This window comes from Flavobacterium aquatile LMG 4008 = ATCC 11947 (assembly GCF_000757385.1).
GTDB classification, from domain to species: domain Bacteria; phylum Bacteroidota; class Bacteroidia; order Flavobacteriales; family Flavobacteriaceae; genus Flavobacterium; species Flavobacterium aquatile.
In genome coordinates, this window is the sequence record NZ_JRHH01000006.1 from 22,694 (window position 1) to 43,848 (window position 21,155).

Below are 21,155 nucleotides of genomic sequence, written 5' to 3' on the forward strand. Positions count from 1 at the left end.
TCGCTAAATATAGCCTATCTTTGCAATCACTTGAAACAGTTCAAGACGATTATATTTATGACATTCAGCGATTTAAATTTATTAAAAAACATACAACAATCATTAACCGAAGAAGGTTATGAAAACCCAACTCCTATTCAGCAACAAGCTATTCCTATCATTATGGAAGGAACTGATTTGGTTGGTTGTGCACAAACAGGAACCGGAAAAACTGCAGCTTTTGCAATACCTATTATAAATTCATTACATCGAATTGTTGGTTCATCAGCAAAGCGAAAAATGATTAGAACTTTAGTTGTAACGCCAACTAGAGAACTTGCAATACAAATTGACGAAAGTATCAACACCTACGGAAAATATACCAATATTCGTTCGATGGTAATTTTTGGTGGAGTTAGTCAAGTGCCTCAAGTAGATCAATTAAAAAAAGGAATTGACATTTTAATTGCAACTCCAGGACGATTATTAGATTTACACAAACAAGGATTTATCGATTTGGACCATATGCATCATTTGGTTTTAGACGAAGCCGATCAAATGCTTGATATGGGTTTTATTAACGATGTAAAAAAGATAGTAAAACTAACTCCAGATAACAGACAAACACTTTTGTTTTCGGCTACAATGCCAATGGCAATTCGTGAACTTGCGGATACTTTTCTAACGAAACCAAAATATGTTTCTGTTGACCCAGTTTCATCGACAGCAGAAAAAGTGAATCAGAAAGTGTATTTTGTTGGAAAAGAAGATAAAAGAAAGTTATTATACCACATCATCAGAAATGATAAATTAGAAAACGTACTGGTTTTTACAAGAACAAAACATGGAGCCGATAACGTTGTGAAAGCTTTAAAGAAAAATAACGTAACTGCCGAAGCTATTCACGGAGACAAATCGCAAAATGCAAGACAACGTGTTTTGGATGCTTTTAAAAATAAAGAAATCTCGGTTTTAGTTGCTACTGATATTGCTGCAAGAGGAATTGACATTGAAAGTTTACCTTATGTCATCAATTTTGACATTCCTAATATTTCTGAAACTTATGTTCACCGAATTGGTAGAACTGGACGTGCAGGAAATACTGGATTAGCCATTTCATTTTGTGCCAAAGACGAGCAACCGTATTGGAAAGATATCGAGAAATTGATTAAAATGAATATTAAGGTAGAGAAAGAACATCCTTATCCTTACACCGATGAAGTACCAAATCCTGATGCAAAACCCGATTTGAGAAATAAAAAGAAACCCGAAGCTGCCAATTCAAGAAAATCGGATGCTTCTAAAAAGAACAAAAAACGCTGGTATTAATCAGCGTTTTTTTTGTTTATAATATTGGTGATTATTTGAAATAATTTTACGGGTTCGAATGGTTTTATAATAATATCATTCATTCCGCTAGCTAGTGCCTCTTCCGTTATTTCTTCTTTATCAAAAGCTGTTAAGGCAATAACTGGAATGGTTATTCCTTTTTTTCGAATGAGTTTTGTAGTTTCAAATCCGTTGATTATTGGCATATTAATATCCATTAAGACTACATCAAAAGCTTCTGATTCTAGTAAATTTATAGCAGCATAACCATCATCAATTATTTGACATTTGAAATTATTTCCTTCAAGGATTTTTTTGGTTACAATTTGGTTGATTTTATTATCTTCAACTACAAGAATTTTATAGAAATGCTTAGATGATAAATCAACTTCAATATTGTTTATAATTTCGTTGCGTTTAGATTCATCCGATTCAAATCCGATTGTGAATGTAAATGTAGTTCCAACTCCTTCTTCACTTTCTAGCTCAACTTTACTACCAAAAAGTTCGGCTAATTTTTGCACAATTGATAATCCTAAACCTGTTCCTTGATAATCGCCTTCTTTACGCTCAATTTGAACAAACTTTTCAAAAATTTTCTCTTGGTCTACTTTAGCAATTCCAACTCCAGTATCACTAATCTGAAACTTAATAAAACTTTTGGTTCCTTCTACTCTATCTAAATCAGCAATAATTTTTACTTCTCCGTTTTTAGTAAACTTCAAAGCGTTGCTTACCAAATTCATGAAAATTTGAGAAAGACGCAATTTGTCACCAATTATAAATTCGGGAATAGACGAATCGATTTTTAAAATCAACTTATTATTGTTCTTGACTGCAATAAATTCTAACGATTCAATGATAGTTTTAATTTCGTCAGAAATATTGAAAATCATATTTTCTAAAACAATCTTATTCTCCTCAATTTTATTTATTTGAAGTAAATCATTCACTAACGAAAGTAAATATCTAGCAGAAAACTTGAGCGAATTTAAATGCGGGCTGCTTGCCAACTCCTTGTGTTCTTCTAATATGATATTGGTTATTCCAACTACACCATACAAAGGAGTTCGTAATTCATGACTAATTGTAGAGACAAATTGGGTTTTTAATTGCGAAGCAACTTCGGCTTTTTCTTTTGCAATTTTTAATTCCTCATTGGCAATTTTTAATTCCTTATTAGATTGATCTCTAAATTTATTATTTTTATATAACGAATACAGCAATAATAACAGAATAAAAAATATGATTACAAAAAGTAGAACAATAAGTTTAGATTCTTTTAAATCTTTGGATTGCTCGTCTTTTTCTCCTTCAATTCTATTAATTTGACGTTCTAATTCATCAAGTTCAATTTCTCCTCCAGCAAGTTTTACTTTCTTAATTCGCTCATCATTATAAACCTTTTCTTTTAATTCTTTGTGAAGGTTTAAATAATAAAACGCTTTTTCAAAATCTTTATTTTTTTTGTAATGGGTTGCATAATCATTGTAAACATCGCAAACATTAGAATCCAACAGTTGAGTTGTATTGAGTTCGCTCAATCGAATTGCTTCATTGAAAAACAACTCTGCTTTTGGATTGTCTTTCAAGTTACTATAATAAGAACCATACATTGAGCACATTGAAATTTTGGCCTCAAGTTGATTTCCTTTCACAACAAAGTCTTTTATACTATTTAAGTATTCTACACCATTATTATAATCATTTATAGCAAAATAAGCAGAACAAATATTCAATCGAGTATACATTATTTCGATAGAATCTTTGATTTTTTCTGAATAAATTAAAGCTTTTTTATAATATTTTATACTTGTTTTAAAGTCATTTTTTCTATACGAATATAGACTTCCTAAGTTATTATTAACCCAATCTTTAATCGAATCATTATTTGTTAAATTGGCATGATAAAGAGCTTTATTATAGTAGTTTAAACCTTTATCAACATTGTAAAATTCTTCGAAATTTAATCCTATAATATTATAGGATTTAGCCATAAGTTCGTCATCTTTAATAAGATAAGCGTCGTTGAGAGCAATTTTAGAAAGCTTTAATGATTTATCAACATCTAGATTGAAAAAAGCATTTCCAGCATCTTCTAGCAGTTTTTCAATCTCTTTTTTCGAACGAGTTTGTTCTTGAGAAAAAGCAAAATTCTGGAGAATTAAAGCAAATAGAAGTAAATATATTTTTTTAAATTTCAATTTTTGTACTTAATATGTAATTTTTGATGAGAATAAATTTAACTAAAACAAAAAATCCCAAACTCAATTGGGACTTATTGCAAATATACTTAATTTCTTATTAACTTTTTATATTTAAGACGTTTCGGAGTTAAATCACCACCAAGACGTTTCTTTTTATTTTCTTCATATTCAGAGAAACCACCTTCAAAATAATACACTTGAGAGTCGCCTTCAAAAGCTAAAATGTGTGTACAAATTCTATCCAAAAACCATCTGTCGTGCGAAATAACCACAGCACATCCAGCAAAATTCTCTAAACCTTCTTCCAAAGCACGAAGCGTATTGATATCTAAATCGTTGGTTGGCTCATCCAGTAAGAGTACATTTCCTTCTTCTTTTAAAGTCATGGCAAGATGCAAACGGTTACGCTCACCACCAGAAAGTGCTGATACTTTTTTGTTTTGTTCGCTTCCTCCAAAATTAAATCGTGAAAGATAAGCACGAGAATTAACTTGACGTCCGCCCATCATTATTAATTCTTGACCATCACAGAAGTTTTCCCAAATAGATTTATTTGGATCAATATTAGAATGCGCTTGATCAACGTAAGCAATTTTTACCGTTTCACCAGTTTCAAATGTTCCACCATCTGGGGTTTCTTCGCCCATAATCATTCTAAAAATAGTTGATTTACCAGCTCCATTTGGTCCGATAATTCCAACAATTCCTGCTTGAGGCAATGTAAAATTCAAATCGTCATATAATAATTTATCGCCAAATGCTTTAGCAACACCTTTAGCTTCAATAACATTAGTTCCTAAACGCGGACCATTTGGAATGTAGATTTCTAATTTTTCGTCTAGTTCTTTTTGGTCTTCGTTCAATAATTTATCATAGTTTTGAAGACGAGCCTTTTGTTTGGTTTGTCTACCTTTTGCACCTTGACGAACCCAATCCAGCTCGCGTTCAAGAGTTTTTCTACGTTTAGAAGCTGTTTTTTCTTCTTGCTCCATTCGTTTAGACTTTTGATCTAACCAAGAAGAATAATTTCCTTTCCATGGAATACCTTCACCTCTATCTAATTCAAGAATCCATCCAGCAACATTATCAAGGAAATATCTGTCGTGCGTTACTGCAATTACAGTTCCAGCATATTGAGCTAAGTGTTGTTCTAACCAAAGTACCGATTCGGCATCCAAGTGATTGGTTGGCTCATCCAGTAATAAAACGTCAGGTTGTTGCAATAATAATCTACATAAAGCAACACGACGACGTTCTCCTCCAGATAAATGTTTAATTGGTGTATCACCTTCTGGAGTGCGCAAAGCATCCATTGCAATTTCTAGTTTTGTATCTAATTCCCATGCGCCAGAAGCATCGATTTTATCTTGTAAATCGGCTTGTCTGTCCATTAGTTTTTGCATTTTATCTGCATCTTCATAAACTTCTGGCAAACCAAACATATCGTTGATTTTATTGAACTCTTCTAGAACCGCAACCGTTTCTGCAACACCTTCTTTTACAATTTCTATAACTGTTTTTGTATCGTCTAAAATTGGTTCTTGTTCTAAATAACCAACCGTATATCCTGGCTGAAAAACAACATCTCCTTGATAGTTTTTATCAACACCAGCAATAATTTTTAATAAGGATGATTTTCCAGAACCATTAAGTCCAAGAATACCAATTTTTGCTCCATAAAAGAAACTCAAATAGATGTTTTTCAACACTTGTTTATCACTTCCTTGATACGACTTACTCAATTTTTGCATTGAGAAAATTACTTTCTTATCGTCTGACATAGTATTATATTAAATTTTTGATATTAGATTTTAGATATTTAAATTCCTTACATTTTGAACCAATTGTGCACCATTTCTTTCTCAGTAAACAGAGCATTTTTATGGTTAAATTCATTGGTTTTACCATTGTAAACATAATCCTTTTCCCAGGCTTTATGATTTGCTGCCAATGCTTTTATGCTGTCGCAAACGTATTTTATTTCTTCTGAAGTTGTTGTTGGATGAATAGACATGCGAATCCATCCTGGCTTTCTGATTAAATCTCCCGATGTTATTTGACAAACTAAATCGTGCGAAGTTTCTTGATCTACGTGAAGTAAATAATGTCCATAAGTTCCGGCACAACTACATCCACCACGCGTTTGAATTCCGAATTTATCATTCAAGATTTTTACACCCAAATTAAAATGCAAATCATCAATATAAAAAGAAATTACTCCTAACCTGTCTTGATGTTCTTTGGCTAAAATATTTATATTTTCAATGTTTCCTAATTCTTCAAAAACATATTCTACCAATTCGTGCTCACGAGCTAAAATATTTTTCACACCCATTTGTTCTTTCAACTGAATGGCCAATGCTGTTTTAATAACTTGAAGAAAACCAGGCGTTCCACCATCTTCACGATCTTCAATATTATCGATGTATTTGTGTTCACCCCAAGGATTTGTCCATGAAACAGTTCCACCACCAGGACAATCTGGTACTGTATTTTTATATAAGTTTTTATTAAAAATTAAAACGCCAGAAGTTCCTGGACCACCAAGAAATTTATGTGGAGAAAAGAAAATGGCATCTAGATAACTTTCTGGATCTTTTGGGTGCATATCGATATCAACATACGGACCAGAACAAGCAAAATCTACAAAACACAAACCTTTATTTTGGTGCATTATTTTGGCAACTTCGTGGTATGGAGTTCTAATTCCGGTAACATTTGAACACGATGTAATCGATGCAATCTTGAAATTTCTATCTTTATATTTTTCTAATAATTTTTTAAATTCTTCCAAACAAAACAATCCGTTTTCATTGGCTGGAATTACTTCTACATCGGCCATTGTTTCCAACCAAGAAGTTTGATTGGAATGATGCTCCATGTGGGAAATAAAAACTATTGGTTTTAATTCTTGTGGCAACGCGATAAATTCTTTTAAATTTTCTGGAATTTTAAGTCCTAAAATACGTTGAAATTTATTGACAACGCCAGTCATTCCTGTTCCGGTGTTTATTAAAACATCATCTTCAGTTGCGTTAACGTGGTGTTTGATAATATGTTTTGCTTCGTGATATGCCATAGTCATTGCCGTACCAGAAACTGTAGTTTCAGTATGCGTGTTGGCTACAAATGGACCAAATTCATTCATTAATTTTTCTTCAATTGGTCGGTATAATCTTCCGCTGGCAGTCCAATCGGTGTAAATGATTTTTTTAGTTCCAAAAGGAGAAACAAATTCTTGATCAATTCCGATAATGTTCTTTCGGAATTGTTGGAAGTAAAGCTCTAGTTCGGTCGTTATTAATGTAGAAGTCATTTCTGTAAAATTATATCATCGAAAAACAGAATACAAAGATATAATTTTAGTTTGTTAAAAGAGTAACCAAAAACATTGATTTTCATCAAAATTTTAAAGCATAATTATTCGGTTTTTAATGGCAAATAAAACCAATCCAATTCGAGTTTTTACTTCAAGTTTTACAAATAAATGTTCGCGATATCCGTCGATTGTTTTTGGGCTGAGACACATTTCGTTTGCAATTTCTTTGTAGGTTAACTCGGTGCAAGCCAATTTTATAAATTCAATTTCGCGTTCTTTTAAAACATCTTTGCTGTCTTTATTTTCGATTTTATGAATTAACAATCCCGAAATCATCTTGGTATAATAAAATCCTTTGTGATAAACATCCAGTAATGCTTCTTTAAAAATAGCCGGTTCGGTATCTTTAAGCAAATAACCTTTTGCACCATTTGTGAGCATTTTTATTATTGTGGCATCATCATCGTTAACAGATAATGCTAAAACTTTCAAATCGGGATGATTCGATTTTAACCATTTGATAGTTTCAATGCCGTCCATAATTGGCATATTTACATCCATTAAAACGATATCTGGTAATGAAGATTCAGAAGTAAGATGAGTTATAAATTCCTTGCCATTAGAGAAAGTTCCCACAACGTTAAACTCCTCAAAACTTCCTATTAAATAGGATAATGAGTTTGAAAATAATGAGTGATCATCTACAATTATGATGTTTATTTTCTCCATAGTTTATTATTCGTCTTGAGATTCAATTTGTACTGGTATTGGATAAATAATTGTTATTTTAGAGCCTTGTGATGAAGAATTTACAGTTAAATCGGCACCAATTAATTTTGCCCTAGTTTTCATGTTTAAAAGTCCAGATCCTTTTTTGCAACTATCAACTCCAAAACCTTTTCCTTTATCGCTTATTTCAATAGTACAAATTTGATTACTGAATTTTATTTTTAAGTCAATAACTTCGCTTTGAGAATGCTTCAAAATGTTAGAAATTGATTCCTGTAAAATTCTATAAATAATGGTTTCATGTTCTTTATTTAAGGCAATAAAATCGCCTTCTAGTTGCAAGGAACATTTAATATTTTTGAATTTCTGAATGCGTTCCAAATCGTCACTTACAGCATCAATAAAATTGGATTCTATCGTAACATCACCATTTATCAGCTTTGCTAAAACCCTAATTTCATTAAGTGATTTATTTACTAATTGTTTTGTTTCTAATAATTGGCTTTTGGAGAAATTCTCTTTTTGCTCCAACATCATGTTCATCTCCATCAAGGCTACAGAAAGTATCTGACCTATATTATCATGCAATTCTCTACTAACGTTGGTAAGGGTTTGCTCTTTAATTTCAATTTTAGATTTTACTAATTCCGATTGAAAAATTAGTTCCGATTCGATTTTATCTAATAAAAACTCCGATTTCTTTTTTTGGAAATAATAAAACAAAATAAACACCGTCGTAAGTAGTGTAAACAATACGATACTGGAAGATATAATTAATAATTGTATTTCTTCTCGCTCCATACGAATCCGATTATAAAACAACAATACATGAGTAAATTTAGAAAAAATAAAATCAAACTTGTCACATTTTGATTATAATCGATTAAAAACCATTCTACTGATAACATGAATGGTAAAAATGGGACATGAAACAGCATTACGCCTATTATAAACCAAAAAAAGACTGAATTTTGAAAATCCATGATCTTATTAGAATTTACCGTTTCAAATAAATACCTACACGATAAAAATACAACGAAACTTATACCTAAAGCAAAACTAATTGTATCAATTCTATTAATACTTACATCAAATAATACATGATTAATTAGAAAAAAAAGAAAAAAGGCTACTAGAAAGAAAGATGCTAATTTCTTATATTTCCCAGAACTTAAGAGTTTTCTTAATAAAATAATATAAAAGGAAAAACTTACTAAAATATAAATATTAAAGACAATGTAATTTAAAAAATGAGTCCATTTAGTAAAATTTATACCTACAAACTCTGTTACAACAGAAAACCAAATCATTACTACTAAAGATTTAGCTTTATTATTAGGCAATTTATGCAAGAAAATAATTCCCACAATGCCTGCAAATAAAGCTAAATAAATAATATAAAATCTAAGGTTTGCTAACATTTATAATCCGTATTCAATTTTTGGTGGATTTCCCATCGAACCATAATTTAATAATTCCATATCGGTCATATCTTTTGCAACTACTGTTGAATTTGGTAATTTGCAAGTTGGAGATAAGAAAAGTGTTGTAAAACCAGCTTTATCTGCAGATTCAGTATCAGAATAAACACCAAAATAAAAACGAATTCCATCTACAGTATGTCCTTTTGCAGCGCCTTCTGTTTTAATATAATCGATATAATTTTGAAGTTCATCGATAGAAAACCAAACCGCATTCGCATCTTCTTTTCCTATCAAATTTCTAATTCCTGCCGCTCGTTTTAAATTGTAATTTTTATTCAATTCCTTTCCTTTTGCAACACTAATCAACTGTGTTGGTCTTTGATAATTTCCCATAATAAATTTTGTTTTAAAGTTTTTCAAATTTAATTTCTTCCCACTTCTTCATCAAGGGGAAAAACACCCTTTTTTTTAAATTCTATTTCCCTTTTCAAAATGGGTTAATCTGCTCTATTTCAAATTACTAAAAAAAATGAATTTTACAAAATCAAAATCAATTATAAAAAACGAACTACCTAATTATAACAAAATGGGAATTACAAACTTAAATGAAGCATTTGAATTTGAAACTATTATTCAAAATCATTTTCCACAATTACAGGATAAATCAAATCCTGATACCATTGAGAAACTAATGCTGCTAAAGAGAGAATTTTTCGTGGCGGACAAAAGTGATTCTACAAAATTTTATCCGAAACCAAAGTTTAAAACCTATTTGGAACACAAAATTTCATTTGACGAATTTAATAATAAGCTAAACGATTTAAAAGATAAAGTAGATTTAAAAAATTCAGAAGCGATTAACGAGATGACCTTCTCAGGAAGAAATTTCACTAGACGAAGAGACGATTCTTTAACAAGATGGAAGGTTCTTGGAAACAAGGACGTAATCGATACCATTTTAGAAACAATAGTAAATAAATAAAGGCGTAATCCGAAAAGCCTAAAAAGAGTAGGAATTACTAAAAACAATAAATTATGCCAGCATTTGCCCCAATGCCTAACGAGAGTGACTTTATGAGTTACATTTTAGGAGATGTATTTAAAAAATTAACCAATGGTGGTGATCCACGAATGTTAGGACCAAACAATTTTATAGCTTGGGAACCAGTTCCAACTATAATTGATCCCGAAGCTTTTGATTATGCTTTAAAAGGTTTTTTTGGAGCAACACCAAAAATTGAAGGAATGACTGATGAGGAATATTCTGATGCAAGAGCTTCTAAAAAGTATAGTAAATATGCTTATGCCGAAGAATTTGCAAGATTAGCAGACCAAATTCCGAGTTTGATTCCCGAATTAGATGCCAATGGTGCAAGAAAATTCACGATTTTTAATCCACATCCAGATCATACGAAATCCAATGTATATCAAGACATTATGGACTATTGTGTTGTAAAAAACACTAAAATAGATCCGAAAGTGGAGAAAAAATTGGAAACATTAAGAAAGCAAATTGTTACCATCAAAAAATTGGCTAATCCAGATTATGATGATACAGTAGTTGAACATCCAGATGACAATCCGAAATTCATTTATCAATCGTTTCCTTCGCCACAATATGTGAAATATTTAGAGTATGAAGCTTTGTATTATGAAGCCGAAGACCAACTAACAGATTTACAAAAAAGAGTTGCCGATGGCGATTCAGATGCAATGTCAGAAATGGCTATCAATGGAAGAAACGTTATTAAAAGACGTGATGATGCCTTAAAAAGATGGGAAGGAATTGGTTACAAAGGTAAAATTGAAAAAGCGTTAAACTACATTGACGAAATTGAAAGCAGTAACTTTATTACCATCAAAAAAAGATATGAATCAGAACTTTTAGCAGCTAAAAGAACAGGTTTGGGCGGAATGAACACTTACTTCTATTCGGCTCCAGTTCCTGCAAGTACTTTGGCTAATTCTAAAAAATGGCTAAAATATGAGTTCAAGAAAAGTGATTATGAATCCAATTATCAAAGTACAGCACACAGCTGGAGTGCTGGCGCAACATTTGCTGGATTATTCTCTGTTGGTGGAAGCGGAACTCACAAAAGAGTGAATTCTAATTATAATTTCAACGATTTTGAAATGTCCTTCAAAATTGGGAAATGCTTTGTATCAAGTCCGTGGTTAGGAACAACTTTCATTAAATCTCGCTATTGGAAATATTCAAAAAATGGAGAAGTAATCACTAATAATCAAATGGTTAGCGACGGAAACGGCAAAGGATTATTGCCAGCAGTTCCAACAGAATTTTACTTTTTAACCGATTTAAAAATTGGTTTCAAAAAAGGATCCGATTCTTACAAAAGAGCCGAAGACGAAATTAAAGCAGCTGGCGGATTAATGATAGGACCATTTGCAATTGGTGGATCTTATGGCTACAGCGATACTCGTGTTAACAGTTCAGGTTCTAGAGAATCACAAGGAATGTCGTCTGACGGAATTTTACTTATCGGAAGAAAATGTAATATCATTGACTTATCACCAAATCCACTTCCATCAATAAAAGCGGATGAATGGGTTGAAGTAAATTAAGCCTATTAAAAATTCCAAATACCGATTTTGGTATTTGGAATTTTATTTCCCCAAATATAACCTACCAAACTGAAACCAATCATGAAATACTATATCGCTCTTTTTCAAAAAATAAAGGAGCATTACAAAACGCAAACTTCCAACCCAAATGAGATTGCTTTAATATGCCCTTCATTGCGAGTTTATGAAGATTCTGAAATGAAACTTATGCTTCCGCAAATGCTTATTCAAGACGAACTAAAAGGCGAAGGCTTACTTAAAAAACAAGATCTTTCGTTTCAATTAAATTCGCTTCCGTCATCTGATAAGTATTGGGATATTAATCCAAGTAATACCTTATTCGATGCTTATAGTCAAATAATTAGCGCTAATCAAGATGTGGCTATTCAAGATGATTCTACCGAAACTGAATTAGCTAAAAAAGTACTCTTTGATGCAAAAGGAAAACCTACCAAAGAACGAAAAGCCTATGATAAATATCTTGCGCAATTTGAAAAATTAATAGCAGAATGGGAGAATCATATTGTTGCATTTTCTGGATTACAAACCGACGATGAAAAGAAAATTTGGTTAGAAAAACTCAATGTTATACTTCAAAAAAAGGAAATTATTCTTGCCGATCACAAACTTTTAGGATTTAAAAAAACCATCGAATCTGCTTTAGAAAAAATAAATGAATCGGATGATTTTGATCGTTTTCTTTCCAATTTAAAAAGTGCAAAATACACTTTAGAAGGCTCTAAAAAAACTGGAATTGTCTCGCAAGATTCTTATTTAGACATCAATTTTATACCATATGATTTTATGTCAACAGATAATGGATGGAACAAACTAACATTGTCAAAAGTAGAACTAGATCAACTATATGAAGCAGCTAAAACTGAGAAAAACGATTTTCCGTCTGAAATTATTTCAATTGATTATGATGAAAAAAATATCACAGGAATTGAATTGGACTTTTCAATTATTTCAATGCAAAGAAATTGGTTTTCACTCGATCCAATAACTTCTAGTTTCTTTAAATGGAACGAAGCCAAATCAATTTCTGACGGACAAACAATCAGTAATGAATTCTTACTTTCGGCATATCCTAAAAAAATGTTGTTGATAAAAAATTTGAAAATAAACATCGATCAAGCTGTTGATGCTTCAACGGTTAGTAATGTAAATCAGTTGATTCATTTTGGACCAATCTTGATGAAAAATCAAATGTTTATCAACTCCAATTCGAATGTAAAATTTATAAAAGCTATTAGAAATAAGGAAGTTTTGCAATCAACTAATATTAAAAATTACAACAATAAAGCCGTTGTAAATGCTACAACAATCACTCCTATTACGGCTACAATTTCTGCTCCAATAGCTCCAATTGTAACTGCTGCAACACCGATAACTCCTGTAACGCCAATGCAACCAAGAGTTGTGTTACATCGACCAATAACAATGAAACCAGTTTTAGATGTTAAACCAGTAATTTTAAATCCGGTACTTTTTCATCCAATAAAGATTATTGAAATCAACAACAATTTGGCTAATGTAATTTTTACTGTAAAAGATAAAATTACTAAAATCGGAATTTACAAAACCGAAATCTCTATTATGGGCACAAACAATTCGGTTTTCAAAGAAGTGGAATCCGATGAAAATGGCACTATAAATTTTCAGCTTCCAATAGGAAATTATTCGGTCGAAATTAAGAAAGACGGCTATAGTTTATTAAAAACAACTTTAAATATTATCAATACCAACACTGTAAATCAAGAACACATTCTCAATCCAGAATCAGTTACTTACGATACCTATTTTTTAATAGGAATGATTTGCGAAAAACTACCAAAAATACCAACCTAAAAATACAAAAATATGTTAGCAAGTAAAGAAATACGATGGTTTTTTGAAAAAGAAAACAAGGAAATTACAAATTGGTTTTTAAATAAAAATCTGACCATTAGCAACACAAAACCACGAACAGATTACTATAAAAAACTCAATCAAGATAATTTGAGCGTAAAACTTCGTGAAGGAAATATCGAGATAAAAGAGCGAGTTGGTAAAGCTACTAAAAAGCAAATGGGCAAGTTCGCATATGGATTTTTTGAAAGTTGGGTGAAGTGGAGTTTTAATGTGAAACTTGAAGATTTAGAATCTAAAGAAATAATTTACGAAGAACATCCTGAATGGATTGCCATTACTAAAAATAGAATTGGATTAAAAATAACTCATGACGCTAACGGAAATTACAACTTTTTACCAATTACCGATCGCGTAGATCATGGTTGTCAAATTGAATACACTAGAATTCAAGCTAATGGAAAATTTCTGTATACCTTTGGATTAGAATGGTTTGGTAATAAATTTATTGATATTGATGCTACTTTAATTGATGAAATAACTGGAACAAGTCTTTTGGGATGTCTAGAATCTTTTGGATACGCTGAATTTTTAAACCGATTATAAAACTAGAAATTATGAAAACAAAATACGGATTTACACTTTTTTCAATCGATGAATTTGAAAATTATATAAAAAATTTAAAAGTTGGACGAACCGTTTTATACCTCCAACAACATCACACCTATTCTCCGAATTATAATTTATGTACCAATTCCAATCAGTTGGAGTTGCAAAAAGGAATGAAAAACCATCATGTAAATACTAATGGATGGAGCGATATTGGTCAGCATTTTTCTACTTTTCCCGACGGTTCGATTGCTACAGGACGAAGTATAGAAAATTCTCCAGCGTGCATTTACGGATTCAACTCTAATGCTATTTGCATTGAAAACGTTGGAAATTTCGATTCAGGAAACGATGTGATGACTCTTTTACAAAAAGATACTATTGTAAAAATGACAGCTATTCTATGCAAAAAATTTAATATTCCGATTACAAGTGATAGAATTGTTTATCATCATTGGTTTAATCTTTCCTCTGGCGAACGAAATAATGGAACTGGCGGAAATAAATCTTGTCCAGGCACAGCTTTTTTTGGCGGAAATAAAGTGGCCGATTGCGAAAACAACTTTTTACCACTAGTTCAAAATGCTATAAACAGAATGCCATCTCCTACTCCAATTTCAATTTTAGAATACCGAATAATTACTGCCAATGAATTAAATGTTAGAACATTACCATCGGCGAGCAGTGCAAAAGCTTCAGATAGAGTTGCAATACCATTGGGTTCAGTTTTACGAATATTTGAAGAAAAAAACGGTTGGTATAAAATATCCAGCTCATCATCACATTGGATATCAGGACGATACACTCAAAAAGTAATTCGTGCCACAGTAAATGCAGACACATTAAATATTAGAAATGGTGCTGGAATAGATTTTAGCATTGTGGGAAGTTTAGTGAAAGGAACTGAAATTTTCATTACCGAAGAAAAAAATGGATGGTGTAAAATCGGTTTGGAAACTAAATGGGTAAAAAATACATTCGTCACAAAAAACTAAATTAATTGTGATAATTTGATAATTTTTTCATGATGTAATATAAAACTTATCTCTAGCTTTTTTCGTAAATTTGTATACCATTCAATTACAATTAATGCAATTAAAAATTAATAATCGATTTTCTAAAGAATTAACTGCCGATAGTATTGAAATAAATACTTCACGACAGGTTTTAAATGCTGCTTTTTCTTATGTTACTCCAAGAATTCCATCGCATCCTAAGTTGATACATGTGTCTGAGGAAGTGGCAAATTTAATTGGAATTTCATCAGAAAAAACTCAATCTGAAGAATTTCTTAATGTATTTTCAGGAAAATCAATTTTACCTGATTCTCGACCTTATGCGATGAATTATGCTGGTCATCAATTTGGAAATTGGGCTGGTCAACTTGGTGATGGAAGAGCAATTGTTTTAGCTGAAATTGAACATAATTATCAAAAAAATATGCTTCAATTGAAAGGTGCCGGAAATACTCCTTATTCTAGAAGAGCCGATGGTTTGGCCGTTTTTCGATCTTCTATTCGTGAACATTTATGTAGTGAAGCAATGCATTATTTAGGTGTTCCCACTACTCGTTCGTTATCGTTGATTTTAACTGGGGACGTCGTTTTAAGGGATGTAATGTATGATGGAAATCCAGAATATGAAAAAGGCGCTGTTGTGTGTAGAGTTGCTCCTACTTTTATAAGATTTGGAAGTTTCGAATTGTTTTCATCACAAAATGACATCGAAAATTTACAAAAATTAGCCGATTTTACCATAGAACATTATTATCCTGAAATTTTAATTGATGGAAAACTAAAATACGTAGAGTTTTTTCAAAAAATTGCCGATAAAACCCGAAAAATGATTGTTCATTGGCAACGAGTAGGTTTTGTTCATGGTGTAATGAATACCGATAATATGTCTATTTTAGGACTTACTATCGATTTTGGTCCTTATGGTTGGCTTGAAGATTATAATCCAGATTGGACACCAAACACAACCGATAATCAAAACAAACGTTATCGTTTTGGAAATCAACCCGATGTTGCACAATGGAATTTATATCAGTTGGCAAATGCATTGTATCCTTTAATTGGCGAAGCCGAACCTCTGGAAACTATTTTGAATAAATTTCAAGAGCTGTTCGAGGCTGATTATTTAAACATGATGCGAAGTAAATTGGGTTTAACTAAAGTACTAAAAAAAGATAAAAAATTAGTTTTAGAATTAGAAAATGTATTGCAATTATCTGAAACAGATATGACTATCTTTTTTCGAGAATTGAGTAATCTTAAAAAAGATTTTTCCGTTGGCTGTGGAATTTCAATAGTAAACAATGCTTTTTACAATCCGAAAGAAATTTCTAAAACTATTTTAAAAAGTTGGGAAAAATGGTTCACAAAATATATTGATAGAATAAAATTAGAAGATGATTCTGATGAAATTCGAAAAACAAAAATGAATCTTATTAATCCGAAATACGTGTTGCGAAACTACATGGCGCAAATAGCAATTGACGCTGCAAATATCGAAGACTATAGTTTAGTAAATGAGCTATACATGTTATTAAAAAAACCTTATGACGAACAACTAGAATTTGAAAAATGGTATGCGAAAAGACCCGATTGGGCACGCGTTAAAATAGGATGTTCCATGCTTTCTTGCAGTTCTTAATATTTTTTTATAATTTAGTATCATTAAACAATTGTTAAGATGACTACTAATTTTAAAACCATTGACGAATATATTGCCATGCAACCCGAAATGGTTATTTTAATTTTGGAAGAAATTAGGAAAACAATAAAAAATGTAATTCCAGATGCCGAAGAAACCATCAGTTATCAAATTCCAACTTTTAAATATCACGGAAATTTAGTTCACTTTGCAGCTTATAAAAATCACATAGGTTTTTATCCTGGAGCATTTGCTGTCGAAACTTTTAAAGATGAGATTACTGATTATTCCACTTCAAAAGGAACTATTCAATTTCCTATTGATAAGCCAATTCCGTTGGATTTAATTTCAAGAATCACTGCATTTAGAGTCAAACAAAATTTAGAAAAAAAGAAAAAATGATCACTGTAAAAACTACTGTAACTGCTTCAATAGAAAAAGCTTGGGATTTTTGGACAAATCCTAAACACATTACAAAATGGAACAACGCTTCAGACGATTGGCATTGTCCAAAAGCTTTGAATGATTTAAAAACAGGTGGAAAATTCAGCTTCACTATGGCTGCTAAGGATAATTCCATGAGTTTTGATTTTGAAGGAACTTATACAAATGTCATCGAATTTAAGTTAATTGAATATACAATAGTTGATGGACGAAAAGTAAAAATTTCATTTGAAGAAACACAAAATGGTATTGAAATTATAGAATCATTCGAACCTGAAACTATGAATCCCGAAAATTTGCAACGTCAAGGTTGGCAAAGTATCATCGATAATTTTAAAAAATACGCAGAACAACAATAAACAATAAACATACAATGGCAACAGTAAACACTTACTTAACATTTAACGGAAATTGCGAAGAAGCATTCCTATTTTACAAATCGGTTTTTGGAGGCGACTTTGCCTACATGGGAAGATTTGGCGAAATGCCACCATCAGACGATCCAAATTGTCCTCCGCCAAGTGATGAAGAGACAAATAGGATAATGCACGTTTCTCTACCAATTAGTAAAGAAACCATTTTGATGGGAAGCGATACCACTAGTCAAAGCGGCAATGCGGTTTTTGGAACTAATTTTTCGGTTTCAATAAATACCGATACTAAAGATGAAGCCGACAAACTTTTTAACGGACTTTCTGCAGATGGAACGATTATCATGCCAATGGAAAAAACCTTTTGGGGTGCCTATTTTGGTATGTTTACCGATAAATTCGGAATTGGTTGGATGGTAAATTTTGATGAAACTCCTCAATAATTTTATAAAAAAAAACGCTGATTAATTTCAGCGTTTTTTCTTTATATCATTCATTATCCAATCCAATTGCGGATCGCTGTTTTTAATTTTATCTTCAATTGTAAGCTCTATTTCAACATCAGGAAAAATACCTCTACCTTCAATATTTGTTTGATTAATCGTTCTAATATCCATTAAACCCAATCGCAATGGAATTTTAGAATTTGGCAAATCAACTACTGGCATAATTCCTGCAACAGTTCCGTTAAATGCGCCACCAGTTTCTTCGCCAACAAAAGTTACATTTGGATTTCCTTTCAAAGATGAAGATAAAATACAAGAAGCCGAAAAACTTCCACCATTAATCAAAACATAAGTTTTTTCGCTATAATTATTGGGTGCAAATTTGCTTTTTCTTGATCCTACAAGTCGGTACTCATATGTTCCATCAGCTTTTTTTGTAGTTCTAAAATAAGAAAATCCCATGTAAAAAGGATAAGCAATTGCGGCAAACGGATAAGCAACGGCAGGCAATTCTCTAAACAAACCCCATTTGAATAAACTTGTTTTAGAAGTAACTTTAGCTGGTTGCAAAATCACAAAATCTTTATCGGTTAAATACGAGTACAAATTCACCGCATCGGCAACTCTTCCTCCTGGATTGTCACGAATATCGATGATTAAATTTTGAATATTATGCTTTTTGATAGAATCGAAAATGGCTTTGTAAGACTTTGAATAAATTCCTTCTGAGAAGTTTTTAACTTTTAAAATAGCGATTGTACTGTCTGATTTTACAAACTTCAAACTCTTGGCATACTCATTCGTTAAAGCGTTGTATCCATAAATTCTTTTATTTTTTCGTTCCAATTTTAGTTTTGCCTTATCAACTGGTTTTTTTGCAACTACTTTTGCCGAATCTTTTTGAACTATTTTACCTTTTGAAACCTCTTTCTTATCAGACTTATTTCTAGAAATGACAGCTGAATAAGTCGAATCCTTGTGTTTAAAAACATAAGTTAAACTATCATTTATACCTATTTCATTGGTCATGTACAACGAAAATCTTTTATTGAATCCTTTGCGGATGTAGGTTTCATTATAACCATCAGAAGTTACTGATTTTCTATATTTATTAAAAAGTGTTTGCGGTGCAACTCCGTTTATGGAAACCACTTCACTTCCTAAATTGATACTTTTCTTTTTGGATTTATTTTTAATTACAAATAGTTTGTTGTTTTCCCATTCAAAAGTAAATTGAGATAATGGTCCGTCGCCCATTTTCTTTAAACGTTTCGATTCTTTCTTGGAAAGTTTCTTCGAAGGTGGCGTCATCGTCATGTGACCTTGTCGAACCGAAGCAATAACTGGAGAAATTACAAAGTAAAACTCCGAACTTGTCATGGGTTTATTGACTACTTTTCTGATACTATCAAACTTATAATCAAGTTTTTCTTTGGAGATGTATCCGTAAAGATTTGGATATAATTTTTCTAATTTGTGTTGGGTATAATCAATGTCTTTTTGGAGTTTCTCAACAGGAATTGGTTGTGCTAACTTATAATTATATTTTTCTACTGAAGTACAATTAACTAACAATAAAGCAATTACAACTATAAAAGAAATCCTCGTAATTTTAAAAGACATATAATTTTGTTTTGGAAATCAAATATAGGATTATTTGGGTTTTATAGGAATTTGTTAGGAAATATTTAGGAAAACAAAACCTTTCAAAATCGCTTTTGAAAGGCTTCTATATTTATAAATAATCTGAAATAAAATCAAATTAAATCCCAGCAACTTCTTTAATCTCGCCAATAATTCTTTCGGCTAAATTATCTGCTAACTCTTGCGTTGCAGCTTCTGTATAAATTCTAATAATTGGTTCGGTATTCGATTTTCTTAAATGTACCCAATTTTCTGCGAAGTCAATTTTTACGCCATCAATTGTGGTAATATCTTCGTTTTTATATTTTTCTGTCATCGCAACTAAAATTGCATCAACATCAATTTGTGGTGTCAATTCAATTTTATTTTTACTCATGTAATATTGTGGGTAACTTGCGCGAAGTTCTGCAACCGTTTTGGTTTGATTTGCCAAATAAGTCAAGAACAACGCCACACCAACGATACTATCACGACCATAATGCGATTCTGGATAAATGATTCCGCCGTTTCCTTCTCCTCCAATTATGGCGTTGGTAGCTTTCATCAATTCTACTACATTCACTTCACCAACAGCACTTGCTTGGTAACTTCCGTTGTGTTTGTTGGTAATGTCGCGCAATGCACGAGACGAACTCATGTTAGAAACCGTATTTCCTGGAGTTTTACTCAAAACATAATCGGCAATCGCAACCAAAGTATATTCTTCACCAAACATTTCGCCATCGTTAGAAATAAATGCCAATCTATCAACATCAGGATCAACTACAATTCCGAAATTGGCTTGTTCTTCAACTACCAATTTACAAATATCTCCCAAATGTTCTTTCAACGGTTCTGGGTTATGAGGAAAATGTCCGTTGGGTTCGCAATATAATTTTACGCATTCCACACCCATTAATTCTAACAACTTTGGTATAATTATTCCACCAGACGAATTCACAGCATCAACAACAACCTTAAATTTCTTGGTTTTTACCAAATCGGCATCAACTAATGGTAAATCTAAAACTTCGTCAATATGAATATCCATGTACGAATCGTTTACGGTAATTTCACCTAACGAATCTACATCAACAAAATCAAAAGCTTCACTTTCGGCAATTTCTAGAATCAATTCGCCTTCTTTTCCGCTAAGGAATTCACCTTTTGCGTTCAGTAATTTCAAGGCATTCCATTGTTTCGGATTGTGTGAAGCGGTTAAAATAATTCCGCCATCGGCTTTTTCCATTGGAACTGCAATTTCAACTGTTGGCGTTGTAGAAAGTCCTAAATCGATGACATCAATTCCTAATCCGAGTAACGTATTCATCACCAAATTATGAATCATTGGTCCAGAAATTCTCGCGTCTCTTCCTATAACTACTTTTAATTTGCTTCCATCTTCCAACTTCCCACTTCCTTTTTTAAGAAAAGTTCCATAAGCCGAAGCAAATTTTACAGCATCAACTGGAGTAAGATTATCACCTACTTTACCGCCAATAGTTCCACGAATTCCTGATATAGATTTTATTAAAGTCATCTTTGATATTAGTTTTTAGATATTAGATTTCAAATATTAAATTTAT

19 protein-coding genes are annotated in these 21,155 nt (G+C 31.8%); 10 read left to right on the forward strand and 9 right to left on the reverse strand.

What is annotated here, in order from left to right; translation table 11 throughout:
- The first annotated feature begins 57 nt into the window (after nucleotides 1-57).
- Complete coding sequence (locus LG45_RS14675) at nucleotides 58-1,308, forward strand: DEAD/DEAH box helicase (protein WP_035128544.1); 1,251 nt, start codon at nucleotides 58-60, stop codon at nucleotides 1,306-1,308.
- Here LG45_RS14675 and LG45_RS14680 read toward each other — a convergent pair.
- The 7 genes from LG45_RS14680 to LG45_RS14710 form a co-directional block, all read right to left on the reverse strand.
- Nucleotides 1,305-3,512: a response regulator gene (locus LG45_RS14680; RefSeq protein WP_035128546.1), complete on the reverse strand. Its 2,208-nt coding sequence runs from the start codon at nucleotides 3,510-3,512 to the stop codon at nucleotides 1,305-1,307. The genes LG45_RS14675 and LG45_RS14680 overlap by 4 nt on opposite strands.
- An 89-nt stretch (nucleotides 3,513-3,601) precedes the next feature.
- Nucleotides 3,602-5,296, reverse strand: coding sequence for an energy-dependent translational throttle protein EttA (gene ettA / locus LG45_RS14685; protein ID WP_035128548.1), 1,695 nt, complete (start codon nucleotides 5,294-5,296; stop codon nucleotides 3,602-3,604).
- A 47-nt stretch (nucleotides 5,297-5,343) separates the two neighbouring features.
- Nucleotides 5,344-6,831, reverse strand: coding sequence for an aminotransferase class V-fold PLP-dependent enzyme (locus tag LG45_RS14690; protein ID WP_035128550.1), 1,488 nt, complete (start codon nucleotides 6,829-6,831; stop codon nucleotides 5,344-5,346).
- 93 nt (nucleotides 6,832-6,924) lie between these two features.
- Nucleotides 6,925-7,563, reverse strand: coding sequence for a response regulator transcription factor (locus tag LG45_RS14695; RefSeq protein ID WP_035128551.1), 639 nt, complete (start codon nucleotides 7,561-7,563; stop codon nucleotides 6,925-6,927).
- 6 nt (nucleotides 7,564-7,569) lie between these two features.
- Complete coding sequence (locus tag LG45_RS14700; protein ID WP_035128553.1) at nucleotides 7,570-8,364, reverse strand: sensor histidine kinase; 795 nt, start codon at nucleotides 8,362-8,364, stop codon at nucleotides 7,570-7,572.
- Nucleotides 8,337-8,984 carry a hypothetical protein gene (locus LG45_RS14705; protein ID WP_035128555.1) on the reverse strand — a complete coding sequence of 216 codons (648 nt, stop codon included), beginning with the start codon at nucleotides 8,982-8,984 and terminating at the stop codon, nucleotides 8,337-8,339. The genes LG45_RS14700 and LG45_RS14705 overlap by 28 nt, the downstream gene beginning before the upstream one ends.
- On the reverse strand, nucleotides 8,985-9,380 hold the full coding sequence (locus tag LG45_RS14710; RefSeq protein ID WP_035128557.1) for a hypothetical protein: 396 nt from the start codon (nucleotides 9,378-9,380) through the stop codon (nucleotides 8,985-8,987).
- A 136-nt stretch (nucleotides 9,381-9,516) separates the two neighbouring features.
- Here LG45_RS14710 and LG45_RS14715 point away from each other — a divergent pair, with 136 nt between their 5' ends.
- The 9 genes from LG45_RS14715 to LG45_RS14755 all read left to right on the forward strand — a co-directional run bounded on the left by LG45_RS14715 (nucleotide 9,517) and on the right by LG45_RS14755 (nucleotide 17,943).
- The gene (locus tag LG45_RS14715) at nucleotides 9,517-9,969 is read left to right on the forward strand and encodes a hypothetical protein (RefSeq protein ID WP_035128560.1); all 453 of its coding nucleotides are present in this window, start codon (nucleotides 9,517-9,519) and stop codon (nucleotides 9,967-9,969) included.
- Between the two features lie 53 nt (nucleotides 9,970-10,022).
- Nucleotides 10,023-11,570 (forward strand): hypothetical protein, encoded by a 1,548-nt coding sequence (locus tag LG45_RS14720; protein ID WP_131494670.1) that lies wholly within the window; start codon nucleotides 10,023-10,025, stop codon nucleotides 11,568-11,570.
- A gap of 81 nt (nucleotides 11,571-11,651) precedes the next feature.
- A complete protein-coding gene (locus tag LG45_RS14725; RefSeq protein ID WP_035128564.1) occupies nucleotides 11,652-13,421 on the forward strand; it encodes a SpaA isopeptide-forming pilin-related protein in 1,770 nt (589 codons plus the stop codon).
- A gap of 12 nt (nucleotides 13,422-13,433) precedes the next feature.
- A complete protein-coding gene (locus LG45_RS14730; RefSeq protein ID WP_035128574.1) occupies nucleotides 13,434-14,027 on the forward strand; it encodes a hypothetical protein in 594 nt (197 codons plus the stop codon).
- Between the two features lie 11 nt (nucleotides 14,028-14,038).
- A complete protein-coding gene (locus LG45_RS14735) occupies nucleotides 14,039-15,025 on the forward strand; it encodes an SH3 domain-containing protein (RefSeq protein WP_035128576.1) in 987 nt (328 codons plus the stop codon).
- Between the two features lie 94 nt (nucleotides 15,026-15,119).
- Nucleotides 15,120-16,685, forward strand: a complete 1,566-nt coding sequence (locus tag LG45_RS14740) for a protein adenylyltransferase SelO (RefSeq protein WP_035128578.1) — start codon at nucleotides 15,120-15,122, stop codon at nucleotides 16,683-16,685.
- 39 nt (nucleotides 16,686-16,724) lie between these two features.
- Nucleotides 16,725-17,087 (forward strand): iron chaperone, encoded by a 363-nt coding sequence (locus LG45_RS14745; protein ID WP_035128581.1) that lies wholly within the window; start codon nucleotides 16,725-16,727, stop codon nucleotides 17,085-17,087.
- On the forward strand, nucleotides 17,084-17,488 hold the full coding sequence (locus tag LG45_RS14750) for an SRPBCC family protein (protein ID WP_035128583.1): 405 nt from the start codon (nucleotides 17,084-17,086) through the stop codon (nucleotides 17,486-17,488). The genes LG45_RS14745 and LG45_RS14750 overlap by 4 nt, the downstream gene beginning before the upstream one ends.
- A gap of 14 nt (nucleotides 17,489-17,502) precedes the next feature.
- Entirely contained in the window at nucleotides 17,503-17,943 is a 441-nt protein-coding gene (locus tag LG45_RS14755; protein ID WP_035128584.1) for a VOC family protein, read from the forward strand.
- A gap of 27 nt (nucleotides 17,944-17,970) precedes the next feature.
- On the opposite strand, the gene LG45_RS14760 is transcribed toward LG45_RS14755, so the two are convergent.
- Entirely contained in the window at nucleotides 17,971-19,569 is a 1,599-nt protein-coding gene (locus tag LG45_RS14760) for a S41 family peptidase (protein ID WP_035128586.1), read from the reverse strand.
- A 139-nt stretch (nucleotides 19,570-19,708) separates the two neighbouring features.
- Nucleotides 19,709-21,109 carry a phosphoglucosamine mutase gene (glmM, locus tag LG45_RS14765; RefSeq protein ID WP_035128588.1) on the reverse strand — a complete coding sequence of 467 codons (1,401 nt, stop codon included), beginning with the start codon at nucleotides 21,107-21,109 and terminating at the stop codon, nucleotides 19,709-19,711.
- Nucleotides 21,110-21,155 lie beyond the last annotated feature (46 nt).

What these genes read in the sequence shown, in the direction of transcription:
- LG45_RS14675 (WP_035128544.1), top strand. Translation starts at nt 58, where the DNA reads ATGACATTCAGCGATTTAAATTTATTAAAAAACATACAACAATCATTA.
- ettA (WP_035128548.1), bottom strand. Translation starts at nt 5,296, where the DNA reads ATGTCAGACGATAAGAAAGTAATTTTCTCAATGCAAAAATTGAGTAAG.
- LG45_RS14690 (WP_035128550.1), bottom strand. Translation starts at nt 6,831, where the DNA reads ATGACTTCTACATTAATAACGACCGAACTAGAGCTTTACTTCCAACAA.
- LG45_RS14695 (WP_035128551.1), bottom strand. Translation starts at nt 7,563, where the DNA reads ATGGAGAAAATAAACATCATAATTGTAGATGATCACTCATTATTTTCA.
- LG45_RS14700 (WP_035128553.1), bottom strand. Translation starts at nt 8,364, where the DNA reads ATGGAGCGAGAAGAAATACAATTATTAATTATATCTTCCAGTATCGTA.
- LG45_RS14705 (WP_035128555.1), bottom strand. Translation starts at nt 8,984, where the DNA reads ATGTTAGCAAACCTTAGATTTTATATTATTTATTTAGCTTTATTTGCA.
- LG45_RS14710 (WP_035128557.1), bottom strand. Translation starts at nt 9,380, where the DNA reads ATGGGAAATTATCAAAGACCAACACAGTTGATTAGTGTTGCAAAAGGA.
- LG45_RS14715 (WP_035128560.1), top strand. Translation starts at nt 9,517, where the DNA reads ATGAATTTTACAAAATCAAAATCAATTATAAAAAACGAACTACCTAAT.
- LG45_RS14720 (WP_131494670.1), top strand. Translation starts at nt 10,023, where the DNA reads ATGCCAGCATTTGCCCCAATGCCTAACGAGAGTGACTTTATGAGTTAC.
- LG45_RS14725 (WP_035128564.1), top strand. Translation starts at nt 11,652, where the DNA reads ATGAAATACTATATCGCTCTTTTTCAAAAAATAAAGGAGCATTACAAA.
- LG45_RS14730 (WP_035128574.1), top strand. Translation starts at nt 13,434, where the DNA reads ATGTTAGCAAGTAAAGAAATACGATGGTTTTTTGAAAAAGAAAACAAG.
- LG45_RS14735 (WP_035128576.1), top strand. Translation starts at nt 14,039, where the DNA reads ATGAAAACAAAATACGGATTTACACTTTTTTCAATCGATGAATTTGAA.
- LG45_RS14740 (WP_035128578.1), top strand. Translation starts at nt 15,120, where the DNA reads ATGCAATTAAAAATTAATAATCGATTTTCTAAAGAATTAACTGCCGAT.
- LG45_RS14745 (WP_035128581.1), top strand. Translation starts at nt 16,725, where the DNA reads ATGACTACTAATTTTAAAACCATTGACGAATATATTGCCATGCAACCC.
- LG45_RS14750 (WP_035128583.1), top strand. Translation starts at nt 17,084, where the DNA reads ATGATCACTGTAAAAACTACTGTAACTGCTTCAATAGAAAAAGCTTGG.
- LG45_RS14755 (WP_035128584.1), top strand. Translation starts at nt 17,503, where the DNA reads ATGGCAACAGTAAACACTTACTTAACATTTAACGGAAATTGCGAAGAA.
- LG45_RS14760 (WP_035128586.1), bottom strand. Translation starts at nt 19,569, where the DNA reads ATGTCTTTTAAAATTACGAGGATTTCTTTTATAGTTGTAATTGCTTTA.
- glmM (WP_035128588.1), bottom strand. Translation starts at nt 21,109, where the DNA reads ATGACTTTAATAAAATCTATATCAGGAATTCGTGGAACTATTGGCGGT.